This is a genomic window from Bradyrhizobium sp. CCBAU 25338 (genome assembly GCF_028128965.1).
GTDB classification, from domain to species: domain Bacteria; phylum Pseudomonadota; class Alphaproteobacteria; order Rhizobiales; family Xanthobacteraceae; genus Bradyrhizobium; species Bradyrhizobium liaoningense.
This window is the reverse complement of the sequence record NZ_LFKY01000042.1, coordinates 557,684-574,439: the sequence shown is the minus strand read 5'-3', so window position 1 is coordinate 574,439 and position 16,756 is coordinate 557,684. Positions and strand designations below refer to the sequence as shown.

Genomic DNA, 16,756 nt, shown 5'->3' with positions numbered 1-16,756 from the left:
AGACAGATCATGACGCCGCAGGAACGCCAGCTCGTCGACGACCTTTTCGACCGGCTTTCAAAGCTGGAAAATGCACCGCGCGATCCCGATGCGATTGCCGCGATCTCCGACGGTTTGCGCAAGGCGCCCGGCGCCGTCTATGCGCTGGTGCAGACCACGCTGTTGCAGGACGAAGCGCTGAAGCGCGCTCATAACCGCATCCAGGAGCTGGAGGCCGGCCAAGCGCCCGAGCCCGCCCAGTCCGGCGGCTTCCTCGACACCATGCGCGACACGCTGTTCGGGGGGAGCCCCGCGCGCGGCTCGGTTCCGAACGTGCCGCCGCGTGAGCAGCGACCGGTCTGGAACACCGGCCAGGCGATGCAGCAGACGCAGCCGGGCTACGGCCAGCCGCCTTATGGACAGGCTTACGGCCAAGGACCGGTGCAAGGGCCGGGACAAGGTTATGGTGCCCCGCCCGTGGGCGGTGGCGGCGGCTCGTTCCTCGGCACGGCGGCGGCGGCCGCGGCCGGCGTCGTCGGCGGCTCGCTGCTGCTCTCCAGCATCCGCGGCATGATGGGTGGATCGCATCAGCAGGCCTTCGGCGACACCAATACCGCGGGCGACCGCAGCCCCTGGGGCGGCGGCGACCAGTCGGGCGGATCGCTCGCGCGCGACGCCGGCGTCAACGACATCGGCTCGAACCGGGATTCCCGCCAGGGCTTCTCCGACCAGGCCTCGAACGATCGGGACAACAACGACCAGAACTACGACGACAATCGCGACGACAACATGGACATGGCCGACGACAGCGATTTCGGCGGCGACGACGACGGCGGCAGCGACTACGCGTGACGCCGATCTACAAGGCATGCAAGCGAACGGCCGCCGATGAGGCGGCCGTTTTCATGAGATGTGTCTTGCTCGGAGGCCCTTCCTTCTCCCCGTAACAAGGGGAAAGGGTAGCGACGATCACATCACCACGACCTTGGTGCCGACATTGACGCGGCCGTAGAGGTCGATGACGTCCTCGTTGCGCATACGGATGCAACCGGAGGAGACGTTGGTGCCAATGGTCCAGGGCTCGTTGGAGCCGTGAATGCGGTAGAGCGTCGAGCCGAGATACATCGCGCGGGCGCCGAGAGGATTTTCCGGACCGCCTTCCATGTGCCGGGGCAGATCGGGACGACGCGCGAGCATTTCCTTCGGCGGCGTCCAGTCCGGCCATTCGCGCTTGGCGGTGATCGACTTCACGCCGGACCAGGTGAAGCCGGGACGGCCGACGCCGATGCCGTAGCGCATCGCCCTGCCGTTGCCCTCGACGAGATAGAGGAACTTGTTCGGCGTATCGACCACGATCGTGCCGGGACTTTCGTTGCCGTTATAGTCAACGAGTTGTTTCTCGAATCTAGGATCGAACGGACGCTGCCGCGGGTCGACCGCTTCTTGCTGGAGAGCTGCGCCTTGCATCTGCGGCTCGCCCATCGGCGGCAGGCGGCGCTGATCGTAGTAGGCCGGCTGCTGCTGATACACCGGCTGCTGCGGCGCGTAAGCCGGACCGCGGCCGGGACCGTCGCCGAACAGGAACTCGATGAAGCCGCCACCCATGTTCGAATTGGAAGCGACGCGCACCGGCGCCGGCGGCACCTGCGGCGCGTAGAGCACTGCGGGCGGATCGTTCGGCACGCTGTTGTCGAAGGCGCCGGCGTCGTTGGTGCCGGCCATGAAGGTGCAAGCGCTGCCGAGCAGCGCGACAGACATTTTCTTGAACATCGACGTACTCTGTACTGTTTCGTCTAGATCACATGCGTCGCGGAAGCTGCCTGGCTGATCGGCGCCCGCGACGTGGTCAATAAAGAGCAAAAGCCGTTTCGTTTGGTAAACGCATCGGGCGTTTGGATTCACCACGTCGCGAGTGGCGGCGCAATTTGGCGATCAGCGTTTATTTTCCATGAACGCCGCGCGTCCATGGTTAATCGCTTCTTCGCGCAGCGTCGCCCGCGGCCGCCTGGCAGTTCCCGCTGTGAACTTCGTGTTAAATCGCTTGTGCCTACAAAGACGCGTGAATGAGGTGGGGGGAGTTTCCTGATGGCTGTTCACCGCAAACGTTTTCGTGTCGAGGATATCGTCGGTGGCGAGATGCCCATTCCAGATGTAGTTGAAGAGGCCCCCCCGATGCACAGCGAGATCATGGCCGAGCTGCGCGCGATCCGCGCACAGATGGCGAAGGGCGCCGCCCCACTGTCCGGCAGCGCAGCCATGGCGGCGATCGACGCCTCGACGGCCCACGAGCTTGCCGAAGCGCGCACCATGCTCGATACCTATCGGGCACAGATCGAGCAGTGCGAGAAGCTGAAGGTCGAGCTCGACCTCATCCACGATGCCATCGATCGCACCAAGCGCGAGATCGCGACGCTGCACGGCAAGAGCTTCGACGGCGGCGAAATGGCCAAGGTCAATGGCGAACTCGGCGCAGTGGTCGGCGGCACCGAGCAGGCGACCCAGCAGATCCTCGAAGCCGCTGAATCGATCGACCAGGCCGCCAGCGCAATGTCCAAGGTGGACTCGGCCGATCAGCAGAAGCGGCTAGCCGACGACATCCAGGAACGCGTCATCTCGATCTTCGAGGCCTGCAACTTCCAGGACCTGACCGGCCAGCGCATCAGCAAGGTCATGACCACGATGAAGTTCATCGAGCAGCACATCAATGCGATGATGGACATCTGGGGCGGCGTCGACGCCATCAAGGCCCATGTCCCCGCGCATGTCGACAACCGCAGCGACGACGAGAAGCTCCTCAACGGCCCGAAGCTCGCCGGCGACGTCGGCCATGCCTCGCAGGACGACATCGACGCGCTGTTCGACTGAGCGGACGCGGGATACGGAAAAACAAAACGCCAGCGCAAGCCGGCGTTTTTTTGTTTTGGCCTATGACGTCATTCCGGGGCGGTCCGCAGGACCGAACCCGGAATCTCGAGGTTCTCAGGTGCGCAAGTGCGCACCATAGTTCACGCTTCGCGTGCCCCGGAACGACAGAAGAGAGACTACGCCCGCGGCGCGCAGCGGACGTAGACCATGTTGCCGTAGCGGGTGGCGGCGTCCTTGTCGATGAAGCGGGTGATCAGGACGCGGCCGTCGAAGGAGATGATCTCGCGATCCTGCTCGCCAGGGGTCGGCCCCGCCGGTCCGATGTAGTTCTTGCCGCTCGGCGAGCCCTTCAGGCGCAGTTCCTGCGGCGTCGCCTGGTCGGCCAGATGCATGATCACGCCGCCGGAGGAGCCAGCGGTGATCACATAGGGGTTCTTGCACTGCGCCCGGGCGGCAGCCTCGGTGCGGGCGCGGTCGGCCGGGTTCTGGAACGAGGCGAGACCCCAGCGGCCGACGATCTCGTCCGCGCGGATGGTGGCGGGCATTTCCGGCGCCGTGCCGGGTTCGGCTTCAGGCGGCGGAGAGGACGACGAGAAGGGCGGCAGGCTCATGCCGCCGCCGCAGGCGCCCAGCAGCAGCGCCAGACAAGAGGCTGCCGCCAGATTGGCAACCGTGCGCGCGTGAGCTGAACTGATCATGGCATTCCCCCGAACAAGACGACGGCCGCACCCCTCCCGCAGCCAAGCGCAAAACCGCAGCCGGAGCAATGACGTCCTTCTGCACGCCGACACCCCGAACGAGTTTCCAATGCCACCATCCTATATCCGCCTCAACAATCGCTTAACCACCTTTGCTTGACAGGATCGCGGCCAAGCCATATTTCCGGGCGCACTATTAGCACTCGGAAAGCCCGATTGCTAAGCGCGCCGTTCGATCCCTCGGAGAGAGGGTGGACGGACGCGCCGCCCCACCGACTTCCACTCCTTCCGAAGCGAGCCTCCAAAGGGAAACGTCATGGCTAAATCCAAATTTCGTCCGCTGCATGACCGTGTCGTGGTCAAACGTATCGACGCCGAGGAAAAGACCAAGGGCGGCATCATCATTCCCGACACCGCCAAGGAAAAGCCGTCGCAGGGCGAGGTCGTCGCCGTCGGGCCCGGCGGCCGCGATGAGACCGGCAAGCTGATCCCGATCGACCTCAAGGTCGGCGACCGCGTGCTGTTCGGCAAGTGGTCGGGCACCGAGGTCAAGATCGACAACGAAGAGCTCCTGATCATGAAGGAGTCGGACATCATGGGCGTGCTGGCCTAAGGCCATCTGCCTGAACCGCCGCTGAATGCTCCCTCGTCATGCCCGGGCTTGCCCCGCCGAAGCGGCCACGGCCGTGCAGGCCGGACAAGCCCGGTAAGACGGAGAGAGCGCGGCACAGCACGAACCAAGACACATCACGAAACACGAGGGATTGCAGACATGGCTGCCAAGGACGTCAAGTTTTCCGGAGACGCGCGCGACCGCATGCTGCGCGGCGTCGACATTCTCGCCAACGCCGTCAAGGTGACGCTCGGCCCGAAGGGCCGCAACGTCGTCATCGAGAAGTCGTTCGGCGCGCCCCGCATCACCAAGGACGGCGTCACCGTCGCCAAGGAGATCGAGCTCGAGGACAAGTTCGAGAACATGGGCGCCCAGATGCTGCGCGAGGTCGCCTCGAAGACCAACGACACCGCCGGCGACGGCACCACCACCGCGACCGTGCTGGCCCAGGCCATCGTGCGCGAGGGCGCCAAGGCGGTTGCCGCCGGCATGAACCCGATGGACCTCAAGCGCGGCATCGACACCGCGGTCGCGGCCGTGGTCAAGGACATCGAGAAGCGCGCCAAGCCGGTCGCCGCCTCCTCCGAGGTCGCCCAGGTCGGCACCATCTCGGCCAACGGTGACGCCGCCATCGGCAAGATGATCGCCCAGGCGATGCAGAAGGTCGGCAACGAGGGCGTCATCACCGTCGAGGAGAACAAGTCGCTCGACACCGAGGTGGACATCGTCGAAGGCATGAAGTTCGACCGCGGCTATCTCAGCCCCTACTTCGTCACCAACGCCGAGAAGATGACCGCCGAGCTCGAGGACGCCTACATCCTCCTGCACGAGAAGAAGCTCTCGGGCCTGCAGGCCATGCTGCCGGTGCTGGAAGCCGTGGTGCAGTCGGGCAAGCCGCTCGTCATCATCGCCGAGGACGTCGAGGGCGAGGCGCTGGCCACCCTGGTCGTCAACCGCCTGCGTGGCGGCCTCAAGGTCGCGGCCGTCAAGGCGCCGGGCTTCGGTGACCGCCGCAAGGCCATGCTGGAGGACATCGCGATCCTCACCGGCGGCCAGCTCATCTCCGAGGAACTCGGCATCAAGCTCGAGAACGTCACGGTGAAGATGCTTGGACGCGCGGGCAAGGTGGTGATCGACAAGGAAAACACCACGATCGTCAAGGGCGCCGGCAAGAAGCCCGACATCGAGGCGCGCGTCGGCCAGATCAAGGCCCAGATCGAGGAGACCACCTCGGACTACGACCGTGAGAAGCTCCAGGAGCGCCTCGCCAAGCTCGCCGGCGGCGTCGCGGTGATCCGCGTCGGCGGCGCCACCGAGATCGAGGTCAAGGAGAAGAAGGACCGCGTCGAGGATGCGCTCAATGCCACCCGCGCTGCGGTGCAGGAAGGCATCGTCCCCGGCGGCGGCGTCGCGCTGCTCCGCGCCAAGAAGGCGGTGGGCCGTCTCACCAACGCCAATGACGACGTCCAGGCCGGCATCAACATCGTGCTGAAGGCACTGGAAGCCCCGATCCGCCAGATCTCCGAGAACGCGGGCGTGGAAGGCTCGATCGTCGTCGGCAAGATCCTGGAGAACAAGTCCGAGACCTTCGGCTTCGACGCCCAGAACGAGGACTATGTCGACATGGTCGAGAAGGGCATCATCGATCCCGCCAAGGTGGTGCGCACCGCGCTCCAGGACGCCTCCTCCGTGGCCGGCCTGCTGGTGACCACCGAAGCCATGGTCGCCGAGCTGCCGAAGAAGGAAGCTCCGCCGGCCATGCCGGCCGGCGGCGGCATGGGCGGCTTCTAGGCTTCGTTCCATTGCAGTATTGCGAAGGCCGCCTCCGGGCGGCCTTCTTTTTTGCCGACCCTGCCTCTCCGCTTTCCAATTCAACCGGCAGCCAAAAACCACTACGGTGGCGCCGATTCTGATTGCTCGAGGTCTTCGTCGATGCGCGCGCTTCTGGTTTGTTCGACTGCCCTTCTGGCGGCTCTGCTCGCCGTCTCGCCCGAGTTCGCCTCCGCCCAGATGAAGCTGTCGCCGAAGGCGACGGCGCCGGGCGGAATCGAGACGCGCTATTTCACCTCGATCGACGGGCTGATGGACGGCAATGCCGACGTGATCCTGAAGGAGACGCGCCAGGGCAAGACGGTCACCGCGGCGGTGCTCGACGTCTGTTACCCGATCGCGAAAAACTCCGACCGCAAGGACCGCTTCGTCGTCAATCTCCAGGTCGCCGGCCAGACGCTGACGGGAACGACGCAGAGCATCGGTGAGAAGTCGCCGGTCAGCGTCAAGCTGACGCGCAAACAGTCCGGCGACACGTTCGAATTCCGCGGCCAGATCGCAATCGGCCAGGCGGTGACCGAGGTCACCTCGCCCGACAATTCCGATCTCAGCGAAAGGGAATTCCTGGACAACCAGACCTCCGACGACGGCATCACGCCGCAGCCGAAGGATTTCACCGACGTCTCGCCGGAAGCGATCGCAGTCAAGGTCAAGCTCGACGCGGCAACCGACTTCCTGAAGAGCCTGAAGGGCCAGGAGATCGAGGTGACGCTGGCGAGCCTCACCGTCGGCTGCGACGCACTGCGCGCAGGCGAGCAGACCATCAACATGTCGGTCGATCCCGAGCGCGCCGGCGCGCTGCTGTCGAAATTCAAGGCGATGCCGGGCGTCACGGCCGCAGGCTGGACCGCGGGCATGACCGAGATGGATCGCACCATCCGCTTCCCCGCCGCGGACTGGCGCGAGGGCGACAAGATCAACAAGGGCAAGTTCGCGACTGCGGTGGCGAGCGTACTGAGCAGGACGCTCGCGGCAAAGCCGGTCTCGCAGAACTTCAACCCCGCGACCGGCAAGCTCAAGCTGATGTTCAAGCGGCCGAACCAGGATTTTCCGGCGCTCGACCTCACCGACACGATCGAGGTCGCGGGGCTCGTCTCGCCGGACAAGCCCGGCACCACCGACAAGCTCATGCTCTGGATCGGCAGCCCCGCGACCACGACCACCGACGAGAGCAGCGGTGCCAAGCTCAATCTGTCCGACGACGCGAGCCTGGACGAAGAAGGCGATCTGCCTGACGACAACGGCTCGATCGAGGCGCTTGCCAAGGAGCTGAAGGGCCAGCGCTGGGACGCCGACAAGTCGGAGTGGAAGTAGGCTTATTCTAGAGCGTGATGAGATGAGGCTTGATCGCTGCAACGACGGAGGTGCACTCCCTCTCCCGCTCGCGGGAGAGGGTCGGGGAGAGGGTATTTCCGCAATGGGACAATCCCCAAGAGGAGAAAGCCCTCACCGGCGCTTCGCGCCGACCTCTCCCGCAAGCGGGAGAGGTGAAGGAGCCGCGGCAATCGATTCAACCTAAAGCCATTCCGCTTTAGCTATCGTGCCCCGGACGGTGGCGCAGCACGTCAGTGATGCGCTACCGAGCCGGGGCCCGGAAGCCGCAAGCGATGTCGGGGATCCCTGGGTCCCGGCTCTGCGTCGCATCGCTCAGGCGACGCGCCTTGTCCGGGACACGAGCGAAGCTAATTCCCGTTGACGCGAAAGCGCAGCGGCTTGGGGCCGATCAGCGTCAGCACATCGCCCTGGCGTCTCCAGGTTTCGACGCTGCCGAGCGCGGCCAATAGCTCGTCGTCGGCCTGTACCTTCGCCGGCGGACAGGAACGGTCCTGGATCTGGCCGGGAACGAAGATCACGGTGTTGCCGGCAACCGAGAACTGGCCCTTGCCGCCTTTGCACCAGAGCTCCAGCACGACTTCGCCATGGTCGCCGATCTCGATGTTCGGAATCCGCTTCGAGCCGGGCTGCGGCAATGCTTCGAGCGTCATCTCGGTGCCGAACGGGAATCCATCCTCGGCACGCGCGAGCGGGGACATCGCGAGCACTGCAAGTGCCGCACACACCAATCGCTTGGGCGAAACCATGAGACCTCTCGACCGACCTGATTTGCGGCACCTTCTATAAGATGGCGATGCCATTGAGAAGGTTCGCCCAGATGCAAAAAATCCCCGCGGGGGCGAACCTCGCGGGGATTTGCCTCGAACGAGGCGCCGGCGTCTATTTCAGGACCATCGCCGTGAACGGCCAGACATAGGCCTGCAACGTCACGAGCACACCGACGAGGCACGCCAGCACGATCGAGTGCCAGAACACGAAGCGCAGGATGGTGCCCTCATGCCCGTACCAGTTTGTGGCGGTGGAGGCGACCACGATCGACTGGGCGTCGATCATCTTGCCCATCACGCCGCCGGAGGAGTTCGCCGCGGCCATCAGGATCGGCGACAGGCCGAGTTGCTCGGAGGTGATCTTCTGGAGGTTGCCGAACAGGATATTGGACGACGTATCCGATCCCGTCAGCGCCACGCCGAGCCAGCCGAGCAGCGTGCCGAAGAAGGGATAGAACACACCGGTCGCGGCAAAGGCGAGACCCAGCGTTGCGTCGACGCCGGACAGACGCGTCAAGGTGCCGATCGCGAGCATGGCCGAGATCGTGATCAGCGAGATCGCGCACAGACGTATGGTGCGGCCATACTCGGCCACGAGCCGGCCGGGAGCGACGCCCATCAGGACGCCGGAGATGATCGCCGCAAGCAGCATGCCCGTGCCGGTGAACGACAGGTATGTGAAGCTGAACACCGCAGCCTCTTTCGTCGGCCCTGGAGCGACCGGCGGCATCTTGTTGATCATCTGGTGCAGCTCCGGCACGGGATAGTTCCAGACGAAGATCGAGTTCGCCCAGCCCTTGAAGGCGCCATTGCCCCAGATCAGCATCACGATGCAGACGATGATCCAGGGAAGAAGCGCATTGAAGAGCTCGGCCTGCGTCAGCGGCGTCTTGTCGAGCGGCCTCGCCGCCGCCATGGTCGAGGCCGATTCATCGTGGCCCCGCAGCGCCGGCGACAGCCAAAGCTGCTTCGGTTGCCACACCTTCAGGAACAGGATCAGCGCCCCCATCGAGATCAGCGAGGCGCCGATGTCGACGATCCAGGGATTGATGTAGTTCGAAATCACGAATTGCGGGACGGCAAACGATATGCCGGTGACGAGGATCGCCGGCCAGACGTCCTTCATGCCTTTCCATCCGGCGAACGCCCACACCACCCAGAACGGCACGATCAGCGAGAAGAACGGCAATTGCCGGCCGACCATCGCGCCCAGGATGTAGGGATCGAAGCCAGTGACCGAAGCGAGGCCCTGGATCGGCGTGCCCAGCGCGCCATAGGCGACCGGCGCGGTATTGGCGATCAGCGACAGGCCGGAGGCTGCGAGCGGCGAGAAGCCGAGCCCGATCAGCACGGCGCCGGTGATCGCGACCGGCGTGCCGAAGCCGGAGGCGCCCTCGAAGAACGCACCGAACGAGAACGCGATCAGCAGCAATTGCAGCCGCCGGTCCTCGGTGACGCCGCCGATGGCGCGCTTGAGCAATTCGAAGCGCCCGGTGCTCACCGTCACCTGGTAGAGGAAGATGACGTTGAGGACGATCCAGCCGATGGGGAAGAACCCGGTGACGATGCCCAGCGCCGAGGCGCGGATCGACATGTTCGCGGGCATGGTGAAAACGAAGATCGTGACCAGGTTGGTCACGATCACGGCGATGACGGCCGCAATATGCGCCTGGACGCGGCCGCTCGCGATGAGGACCAGCAGCGTGACGACGGGCACCGCCGCCGCGATGGTCGACAGCACCGGGCTGTTGAGCGGATCATAGATCTGATTCCACATGGACTTTCTCCCCACGCATGTTGCGACAGGCGGCCCGCGTGGAGAGCCGGTCCTGCTTGACGCTGAAAGTGATACCCCCGAGCTGGACGCAATTCCTCGCGAATGCGGGCGGTTCCCGTCCGCTCACAAGCTCGCGAAATCCCAGATCACCCCGCCCCGCGCCGTCGAACCCCATGCTAGGGTTGTGGGCTGCGACAATCCAACGCAAATTGCAGATCTTGAGACTTTAGTCTAAGCGCGCCCGTTTCCGCCATTGCCTCAAGTCTTTGGCTCTGGGCCGCTATGCACATCTCCCGAGGAGACCCTGCTCTGTGAAGAACATCAGCGCCACGCTCGCGATCGTCTGGCGAATCGCCGTCCCTTATTTCCGATCCGAGGACAAATGGGCCGGCCGCGGCCTGCTCGCCGCCGTGGTCGCGATGGAGCTGGCACTGGTCGCGATCGACGTGCTGGTGAACCAGTGGCAGAACCGGTTCTACAGCGCGCTCCAGAACAGCGACTGGGACACCTTCGTCAGAGAGATCTGGATCTTCGTCGCGCTCGCGTCCACCTATATCGCGCTGGCTGTCTACAAGCTTTACCTGAACCAGTGGCTCCAGATTCGCTGGCGGCAATGGCTCACTCGGCATTATCTCGGCGAATGGCTTCAGAACGCCACGCATTACCGCATGCAGCTCAAGGGCGACGCGGCCGACAACCCGGACCAGCGCATCACCGAGGACGTCAAGAATTTCGTCGAGCAGACCCTGAGCATCGGACTCGGCCTGCTATCGTCGATCGTGACGCTGTTCTCTTTCGTCATCATCCTTTGGGGCCTTTCCAACGCCGCGCCGCTACGCCTGTTCGGCACCGATCTCATGATCCCAGGCTATCTGTGCTGGGGCGCGCTGATCTACGCGATCTTCGGCACCGCGCTGACGCACTGGATCGGCGCACCGCTGGTCAACCTCAATTTCGAGCAGCAGCGCTACGAGGCCGACTTCCGCTTCAACCTCGTCCGCGTCCGCGAAAATTCCGAGCAGATCGCGCTGCTTAGGGGTGAAGGCGCCGAACGGGCCCGCCTGCTCGATCGCTTCGGCTTCGTAATCGCCAACTGGTACGCCATCATGAGCCGGACCAAACGCCTCACCGCGTTCACGGCCAGCTATCAGCAGGCCGCAGTGATCTTTCCCTACGTGCTGGTGGCGCCGGCCTTCTTCGCCAAGAAGATCCAGCTCGGCGACATGATGCAGACCGCGTCCGCCTTCTCCAGCGTACAGGGCGCGCTGTCGTTCTTCGTCACGGCCTACCGGTCTCTGGCGGAGTGGCGCTCGATCGTTGCGCGCCTCGATGGCTTCGAGATGTCCGTCGATTCAGCCGCGAACCTGCCGGCACATGAGCCTGCCATCGCGCTGGAGGTCGCCGGCGGCGGCCGCCATATCGACCTCGAGCAGCTCTGCGTGAACCTGCCCAACGGCACACCGCTGGTCGCCGCCAAGGCCTTCACCATCGAGACGTCGGAGCGCGTGTTGGTGACCGGACCTTCGGGCTCCGGCAAGTCCACGCTGTTCCGGGCCATCGCCGGCATTTGGCCGTTCGGTACCGGCACAGTTGTCATCCCCGAGAAGGCAAAGCTGATGATGCTGCCACAGCGGCCCTATTTTCCGGTCGGCATGTTGCGCGATGCCGTTGTCTACCCGGCAGCCCCCGGCGCGTTCGACGCCGCGCAAGTCCGCGACGCATTGATCGCCGTCGGGCTGCCCGACCTTGCCGAGCGGCTCGAGGAGGACGGCCACTGGAACCGGATGCTGTCGCTCGGCGAGCAGCAGCGCCTGGGGCTTGCGCGCGCGCTGTTGCATGTACCGGACTATCTCTTCCTGGACGAGGCGACGGCGTCGCTGGACGAGCCGTCGGAGGCCCGGCTTTATCGGCTCCTGGCGGAGAAGCTGCCGCACGCCACCATCGTCTCGATCGGCCACCGCTCGACGCTTGACGCCTTCCACACGCGTAAGGTGGCATTGGTCAAGGATGGTGCGATCCACGTTGTCGGCAGAGGTGGCGAGCCCGCCCGGGCAGAGCCGACCGCGGCGCGCTGAACCGCCGCGCCCACACGTTCGTCATGCCCGGGCTTGTCCCGCCTGCGCAGCCGAGGCCGCTTCGGCGAGGCGAAAGCCCGGGCATGCACGTCCTTCTGGAGCTGCACGCGATACGTTGATGGCCGAGACAGGGCTGGTCAGGCCCGGCCATGACGATGTGGCAACATCGGGCCCTCACCGCACACGCCACGGCCAAACTCCAGCAGCGTGCTATTAGACCCAAAGCAAAAGGGCGGCAGGTTGCCCCGCCGCCCTCGCTAAAGTCGTTTCGGAAAGAAACTTACTTCAGATTGCTCATCGCCGTCAGGTCGAACGACAGCTTTGCGATGCCGGCCGCGCCGCACCAGTTGGAGCCGACGCCCGACGGATTGATCGGGGTAACGAAGGTGCCCGAGGACGCGCTGATGTTGCCGCGCGCCGAAAAATCGCTCGTGAAGGCGTTACAGTCGCCCTTCGACAGGTCCGTGTCGGAGTAGCGCAGATCCAGCGTCATCACCTTGTAGGTGAAGCCGATGCCGACATTCCAGGTGTTGTAATCGGCATATTTGATGCCGTTCGGGAAAGCCGCCACGCCGTAGAAGCTGTCCGAGGTGCCGAGCCACTGACGGCCGAACTCACCCGACACGTACATGCCGACGCCACTCGAGCCGAACACGGTGCTGGGCGCGATATATTTGCCCACGATCGAGGTGTAGTTGCCCCAGGCGCCCGAGTTCAGGTAGCTCGGCGTGTAGTATTCGTTGATGCCGAACGACCAGTTCTCGTTCACGGTGTAGGTGAACTTGCCGTAGACTTCGAAGAAGCTCAGGTCCTTCTTGATCACGTTGGTGTTGAGCAGGGCTTTCTCGGCGCAATTGTCGCCTTGGAAGTTGCCGGCAAAGTCGACACCGTTGCCGCCGAAATAGCAGCTGCCACCCGGATACAGGTAACCCCAGACGCCGATGTCGAAGGCGAACGCACCGAAGGTCGGGCGGATACCGCCGTAGATGTCGACTTCGGCCGCGGCGCGGTTCGGGAACGAGATGCTCGAGGCGGACGTACCGACGTAGAGCTGGAGGTCCTTGGTGACGTTGTAGCGCGGCTCGAAATAGGCCGTGACCGACGGCTTGTGGTTCGACTGGGTGATACCGCGGAAGATGTAATCACTCATGATCCCACCGCCGAAGGCGATGTCCCAGGGATCGAAGGCCGGCGGCGGCGGGGCCTTCAGCGCTTTCACCCGCAAGTCTGCCGCGAAAGCCGAGCCCGTTACCATTGCCAGCGCCGTTGCCAACAAAACCACTTTTTTCATTTCGATCCCCATCGCCAGTTCTTAGACCCCAGTCGTATCCCGGAAGCCCCCCGGGGTGCTCGACCTGATTGCAAATTACATCACTGCGACAATCTGGATTGGCGGATAGGAACCGTGAAGCAAAAAGCGCGGGCATCTGCCGACTTTTTAGGCGTTTTGACCAATTCACAAAAGGTTGTTGGCCGGTGTGGCTTCCCGATCACATTATTTATATTCCAAAGTGCACAGGAGCCCCGTGTAAGTCCGGGGGTCTTCGGCTGGGTGACACCCAAGCCACGAATCGGACAGGTGGGGCAAACGGCTGAGCCTGAATCAGCTTGCGACGATGCAAAAAGGCCGCAGCGCCCGGCGCCGCGGCCTTCCTGTGATTGCAGATCGCTTCAAGAGGCAACGAGCGGCCGGGCTTACCCCTGGCCCTCTGCCGGCGCCGGTTCCGCAGAAGACGAAGGCATCGCCCAGCTTGTCTCGGAGGCGGGCTCGGGAGCCGGAGCTTCCACCGGTGCCGAGGGCTTCGGAGCAGGAGCTGCCTTCGCCTTCTTCGGTGCCGCTTTCTTCGCGGCCTTCTTGGGTGCGGCCTTCTTGGCCGACTTCGCCGCAGCCTTCCTGGCGGCTTTCTTCGGGGCTGCCTTCTTGGCAGACTTCTTCGCAGCTTTCTTTGCAGTCTTCTTGGCAGACTTCTTTGCGGACTTCTTGGCCGACTTCCTTGCGGTCTTCCTCGCTGCTACGGCCTTCTTCGCTTTTTTGGCCTTCTTGCTTTTCTTCTTCTTCGCTTTCGCCATCGTGGTCCTCCTGTTGCCGCCGAACAATGGTCGATCGGGCGTCGTTCTGCCGTCACCTCCGGACGAAAGCCCGAGCCTTTGAAAGCTCAAACTTGTGCGTTCGGTGTCGGCCGCGACCCGCCCGTAGCCCAATCGAGAAGCTCAATCGTGTGTACGACCGGAACTGACGTGCCACTGGCAATCTGCACCATGCAGCCGATATTGCCCGCGGCAATCATGTCCGGCTTGACGCTTGCGATGTTGGCGACCTTGCGATCGCGCAACCGGCCCGCAAGCTCGGGCTGGAGAATGTTGTAGGTCCCCGCCGAACCGCAACACAAATGGCTCTCGGGCACATCTTTCACCACGAATCCATTCTTGGAAAGCAATTCTTTCGGAAGGCCCGTGATTTTCTGCCCGTGCTGCAACGAACACGCGGAGTGATAGGCGACGACGATGTCGTCCTGTCTCGCAGTTGTCGTGAGTTCGAGGCCGGCGACGTATTCGGTGATGTCCTTGGCGAGCGCCGACACCTTCGCCGCATCGGCCGCGAACGCGGAGTCCTCGCGCAGGAGATAGCCATAGTCCTTGATGACCGTGCCGCAGCCGGAGGTCGTCACCAGGATGGCGTCGAGCCCCTCGCCGGCCGCTTCCTTCCGCCACGCCGCGACGTTGGCGCGAGCTCGCGCCAGCGCATCCTGGTCGTTGCCGAGGTGATGGGTCAGCGCACCGCAGCACTGCTCGTCGCGGACCAGGACCACCTCGATGCCGTGGCGGGTGAGGAGGCTGATGGCGGCCTGGTTGATGCGCGGCGCCAGCACCTGCTGGGCGCAGCCCTGGAGGAGCGCCACACGTCCGCGCTTCCTGCCGAGCGCTGCGAACACGCTGCCCGCGGCAGGCCCGGCCGGCGGCAATTGGTTCGGGGCCAGCGCCAGCATCGCCTTGATGCGCTGGACCAATCCGGGCGTCGCCGAAGGCCGGGGCGTCGGCAGCAAGACGCCGAGCGGACGAACCAGCCGCGCCAGCCACATGCTGATGCGGAAGCGCTGCGGGTCCGGCAGGACGAAGGCCAGCACATGGCGCAGCAGCCGCTCGGCCAGCGGCCGCTGATAACGCTGCTCGATCCGGACCCGGGCCTGGTCGACGAGGTGCATGTAGTTCACCCCCGAGGGGCAGGTTGTCATGCAGGCAAGGCACGACAGGCAGCGGTCGATATGCTTGACCACCTCGGCCGTCGGCGCCTGGTCCTTCTCCAGCATCTCCTTGATCAGGTAGATGCGGCCGCGCGGGCTATCGAGCTCGTCGCCGAGCAGCACATAGGTCGGACAGGTTGCAGTGCAGAAGCCGCAATGGACGCAGGCACGCAGGATCTTGTCGGCTTCCGCGATGTCGGGGTCGGCGAGTTGCGCGAGCGAGAATTCGGTCTTCATGACGCAGCGCCCCGGCTTAGACGTCCGCGGTTGAGAATGGCCTTTGGATCGAAGCTGGCACGTACCCGCTCGCTGAGGGCGGCGATCCCGGGCGCCTGCGGCTGGAACACGTCGATCGTGCGCCTGACATCCTCGGCCGCCCGGATCAGCGTGGCGTGCCCACCGACCGCGTTCGTGCGCTCGCGCACGGCCGGGGCATGCGCGTCCGGCTTCGGTGGCACTGCCGCCCAGATCAGCCCGCCGCCCCAGTCGTAAATCAAATCGCCCCCCGTCTCGCGTGCCAATTGCGTGCCGAGTGTCGCGCCCGAGGCCGGCGGACAGACGATCCGCCACACCGGCCAGGCGCCGAGCGCGCCGCTGGCCGCAAACGGCAGCACATCGCGGATCGCGGCCCACAGCGCCGCGGAGGCCGCGTCCTCGACCAGCGTCGCGGTTCCGAACGGCGCCAGCAATTCACACAGCGAGTTCGCGCGGTGGGCGGCGGAGGCGGTGATGCCCTCGAGCCGCAGCACGGTCAGCGCCTCGCCCTGGCCCGCGATGTCGCCAAGCCCCTCGACCTTGGCCCGGAGTTCCGATTTCGGCAGATGCGCGGCACCGGAGACGTCGAAGGGCGAACCGAGCGCCGCGGTCATGGCCTTGTTGGCGGCGGCGGCATCCAGCCCGAGCAGCAGCAGCGTCCGCTCAGCCTCGGGCTTGGGCATCACCTTGAGCGTGACCTCCGTCATCACCGACAGCGTGCCCCAGGACCCCGCGAGCAGCTTGCAGAGGTCGTAGCCGGTGACGTTCTTCACCACCCTGCCGCCGGTCTTGAAGCTGTCGCCGAAGCCCGAGACGGCGTGCGCCCCCAGGAGATGGTCGCGCGCCCCGCCGGCCCTGATCCGCCGCGGTCCGGCGAGCCCGGCCGCGATCATGCCGCCGATGGTGCCGCACGCGGGCGCGCCGAGCAGCGGCGCGGTGTCCATCGGCTCGAAGGCGAATTGCTGGTTCTTGGCATCGATCAGGGACAGCACGTCGCCCACCGGCGCGCCGGCCTGGAGGGTGATGATGAGTTCGTTCGGCTCGTAGGAGGTGACGGCATTCAGCGCCGAGAGATCGAGGACAGCGTTGGTGGCCATGGCGTGGCCGATGCTGCGCTTGCTGCCATGACCGATGATCTCGAGCGGCTGCTCATTGGCAATCGCCGCGCGCACCACCTGTTCAACGTCTTTGGCGTCTCTGACCTTGAGCGTATCCACGGGAAGGCGGTAGCGAAATTTGCGCAGGAAATCAATTCGACGCGCGACGAAGCGCAGTGCCGCCCTGCGACATCCGCATTACGATCGTCATCGAACCATTGCC

The 16,756-nt window shown here is 64.7% G+C and carries 14 protein-coding genes; 6 read left to right on the top strand and 8 right to left on the bottom strand.

Going from position 1 to position 16,756, the window contains the following annotated elements; genetic code table 11:
* Positions 1-9 precede the first annotated feature (9 nt).
* Positions 10-831 (top strand): DUF2076 domain-containing protein, encoded by an 822-nt coding sequence (locus ACM42_RS32450; protein ID WP_271531918.1) that lies wholly within the window; start codon positions 10-12, stop codon positions 829-831.
* A 117-nt stretch (positions 832-948) separates the two neighbouring features.
* On the opposite strand, the gene ACM42_RS32445 is transcribed toward ACM42_RS32450, so the two are convergent.
* Complete coding sequence (locus tag ACM42_RS32445) at positions 949-1,749, bottom strand: L,D-transpeptidase (RefSeq protein ID WP_271531916.1); 801 nt, start codon at positions 1,747-1,749, stop codon at positions 949-951.
* A 315-nt stretch (positions 1,750-2,064) separates the two neighbouring features.
* Here ACM42_RS32445 and ACM42_RS32440 point away from each other — a divergent pair, with 315 nt between their 5' ends.
* Positions 2,065-2,844 carry a protein phosphatase CheZ gene (locus ACM42_RS32440; RefSeq protein ID WP_271531914.1) on the top strand — a complete coding sequence of 260 codons (780 nt, stop codon included), beginning with the start codon at positions 2,065-2,067 and terminating at the stop codon, positions 2,842-2,844.
* 176 nt (positions 2,845-3,020) lie between these two features.
* Here ACM42_RS32440 and ACM42_RS32435 read toward each other — a convergent pair whose 3' ends face one another.
* Positions 3,021-3,542, bottom strand: a complete 522-nt coding sequence (locus ACM42_RS32435; RefSeq protein ID WP_028179558.1) for a hypothetical protein — start codon at positions 3,540-3,542, stop codon at positions 3,021-3,023.
* Between the two features lie 316 nt (positions 3,543-3,858).
* Here ACM42_RS32435 and ACM42_RS32430 point away from each other — a divergent pair, with 316 nt between their 5' ends.
* The 3 genes from ACM42_RS32430 (at position 3,859) to ACM42_RS32420 (ending at position 7,299) form a co-directional block, all read left to right on the top strand.
* The gene (locus ACM42_RS32430) at positions 3,859-4,155 is read left to right on the top strand and encodes a co-chaperone GroES (protein ID WP_025033779.1); all 297 of its coding nucleotides are present in this window, start codon (positions 3,859-3,861) and stop codon (positions 4,153-4,155) included.
* Positions 4,156-4,314: 159 nt separating this feature from the next.
* Complete coding sequence (groL, locus tag ACM42_RS32425; RefSeq protein WP_271531911.1) at positions 4,315-5,946, top strand: chaperonin GroEL; 1,632 nt, start codon at positions 4,315-4,317, stop codon at positions 5,944-5,946.
* A gap of 141 nt (positions 5,947-6,087) precedes the next feature.
* Positions 6,088-7,299: a hypothetical protein gene (locus tag ACM42_RS32420; RefSeq protein ID WP_271531909.1), complete on the top strand. Its 1,212-nt coding sequence runs from the start codon at positions 6,088-6,090 to the stop codon at positions 7,297-7,299.
* A gap of 368 nt (positions 7,300-7,667) precedes the next feature.
* Here ACM42_RS32420 and ACM42_RS32415 read toward each other — a convergent pair whose 3' ends face one another.
* Together ACM42_RS32415 and ACM42_RS32410 are read right to left on the bottom strand one after the other, a co-directional pair.
* Positions 7,668-8,066, bottom strand: coding sequence for an META domain-containing protein (locus ACM42_RS32415; RefSeq protein ID WP_271531907.1), 399 nt, complete (start codon positions 8,064-8,066; stop codon positions 7,668-7,670).
* Positions 8,067-8,199: 133 nt separating this feature from the next.
* A complete protein-coding gene (locus tag ACM42_RS32410) occupies positions 8,200-9,864 on the bottom strand; it encodes an L-lactate permease (RefSeq protein ID WP_271531904.1) in 1,665 nt (554 codons plus the stop codon).
* Positions 9,865-10,175: 311 nt separating this feature from the next.
* Here ACM42_RS32410 and ACM42_RS32405 point away from each other — a divergent pair, with 311 nt between their 5' ends.
* Positions 10,176-11,939, top strand: coding sequence for an ABC transporter ATP-binding protein/permease (locus tag ACM42_RS32405; RefSeq protein ID WP_271531902.1), 1,764 nt, complete (start codon positions 10,176-10,178; stop codon positions 11,937-11,939).
* 280 nt (positions 11,940-12,219) lie between these two features.
* Here ACM42_RS32405 and ACM42_RS32400 read toward each other — a convergent pair whose 3' ends face one another.
* From ACM42_RS32400 to ACM42_RS32385, 4 genes are all read right to left on the bottom strand, one after another.
* Positions 12,220-13,230, bottom strand: a complete 1,011-nt coding sequence (locus ACM42_RS32400) for a TorF family putative porin (RefSeq protein WP_271531900.1) — start codon at positions 13,228-13,230, stop codon at positions 12,220-12,222.
* A gap of 404 nt (positions 13,231-13,634) precedes the next feature.
* The gene (locus ACM42_RS32395; RefSeq protein ID WP_271531899.1) at positions 13,635-14,009 is read right to left on the bottom strand and encodes a histone; all 375 of its coding nucleotides are present in this window, start codon (positions 14,007-14,009) and stop codon (positions 13,635-13,637) included.
* A gap of 86 nt (positions 14,010-14,095) precedes the next feature.
* Positions 14,096-15,418 (bottom strand): glycolate oxidase subunit GlcF, encoded by a 1,323-nt coding sequence (gene glcF / locus ACM42_RS32390; RefSeq protein ID WP_271531897.1) that lies wholly within the window; start codon positions 15,416-15,418, stop codon positions 14,096-14,098.
* Positions 15,415-16,653, bottom strand: coding sequence for an FAD-binding protein (locus ACM42_RS32385; RefSeq protein WP_271531895.1), 1,239 nt, complete (start codon positions 16,651-16,653; stop codon positions 15,415-15,417). The genes glcF and ACM42_RS32385 overlap by 4 nt, the downstream gene beginning before the upstream one ends.
* Positions 16,654-16,756 lie beyond the last annotated feature (103 nt).

Coding starts and splice junctions, on each gene's coding strand:
- ACM42_RS32450 (WP_271531918.1), top strand. CDS start 10: ATGACGCCGCAGGAACGCCAGCTCGTCGACGACCTTTTCGACCGGCTT.
- ACM42_RS32445 (WP_271531916.1), bottom strand. CDS start 1,749: ATGTTCAAGAAAATGTCTGTCGCGCTGCTCGGCAGCGCTTGCACCTTC.
- ACM42_RS32440 (WP_271531914.1), top strand. CDS start 2,065: ATGGCTGTTCACCGCAAACGTTTTCGTGTCGAGGATATCGTCGGTGGC.
- ACM42_RS32435 (WP_028179558.1), bottom strand. CDS start 3,542: ATGATCAGTTCAGCTCACGCGCGCACGGTTGCCAATCTGGCGGCAGCC.
- ACM42_RS32430 (WP_025033779.1), top strand. CDS start 3,859: ATGGCTAAATCCAAATTTCGTCCGCTGCATGACCGTGTCGTGGTCAAA.
- groL (WP_271531911.1), top strand. CDS start 4,315: ATGGCTGCCAAGGACGTCAAGTTTTCCGGAGACGCGCGCGACCGCATG.
- ACM42_RS32420 (WP_271531909.1), top strand. CDS start 6,088: ATGCGCGCGCTTCTGGTTTGTTCGACTGCCCTTCTGGCGGCTCTGCTC.
- ACM42_RS32415 (WP_271531907.1), bottom strand. CDS start 8,066: ATGGTTTCGCCCAAGCGATTGGTGTGTGCGGCACTTGCAGTGCTCGCG.
- ACM42_RS32410 (WP_271531904.1), bottom strand. CDS start 9,864: ATGTGGAATCAGATCTATGATCCGCTCAACAGCCCGGTGCTGTCGACC.
- ACM42_RS32400 (WP_271531900.1), bottom strand. CDS start 13,230: ATGAAAAAAGTGGTTTTGTTGGCAACGGCGCTGGCAATGGTAACGGGC.
- ACM42_RS32395 (WP_271531899.1), bottom strand. CDS start 14,009: ATGGCGAAAGCGAAGAAGAAGAAAAGCAAGAAGGCCAAAAAAGCGAAG.
- glcF (WP_271531897.1), bottom strand. CDS start 15,418: ATGAAGACCGAATTCTCGCTCGCGCAACTCGCCGACCCCGACATCGCG.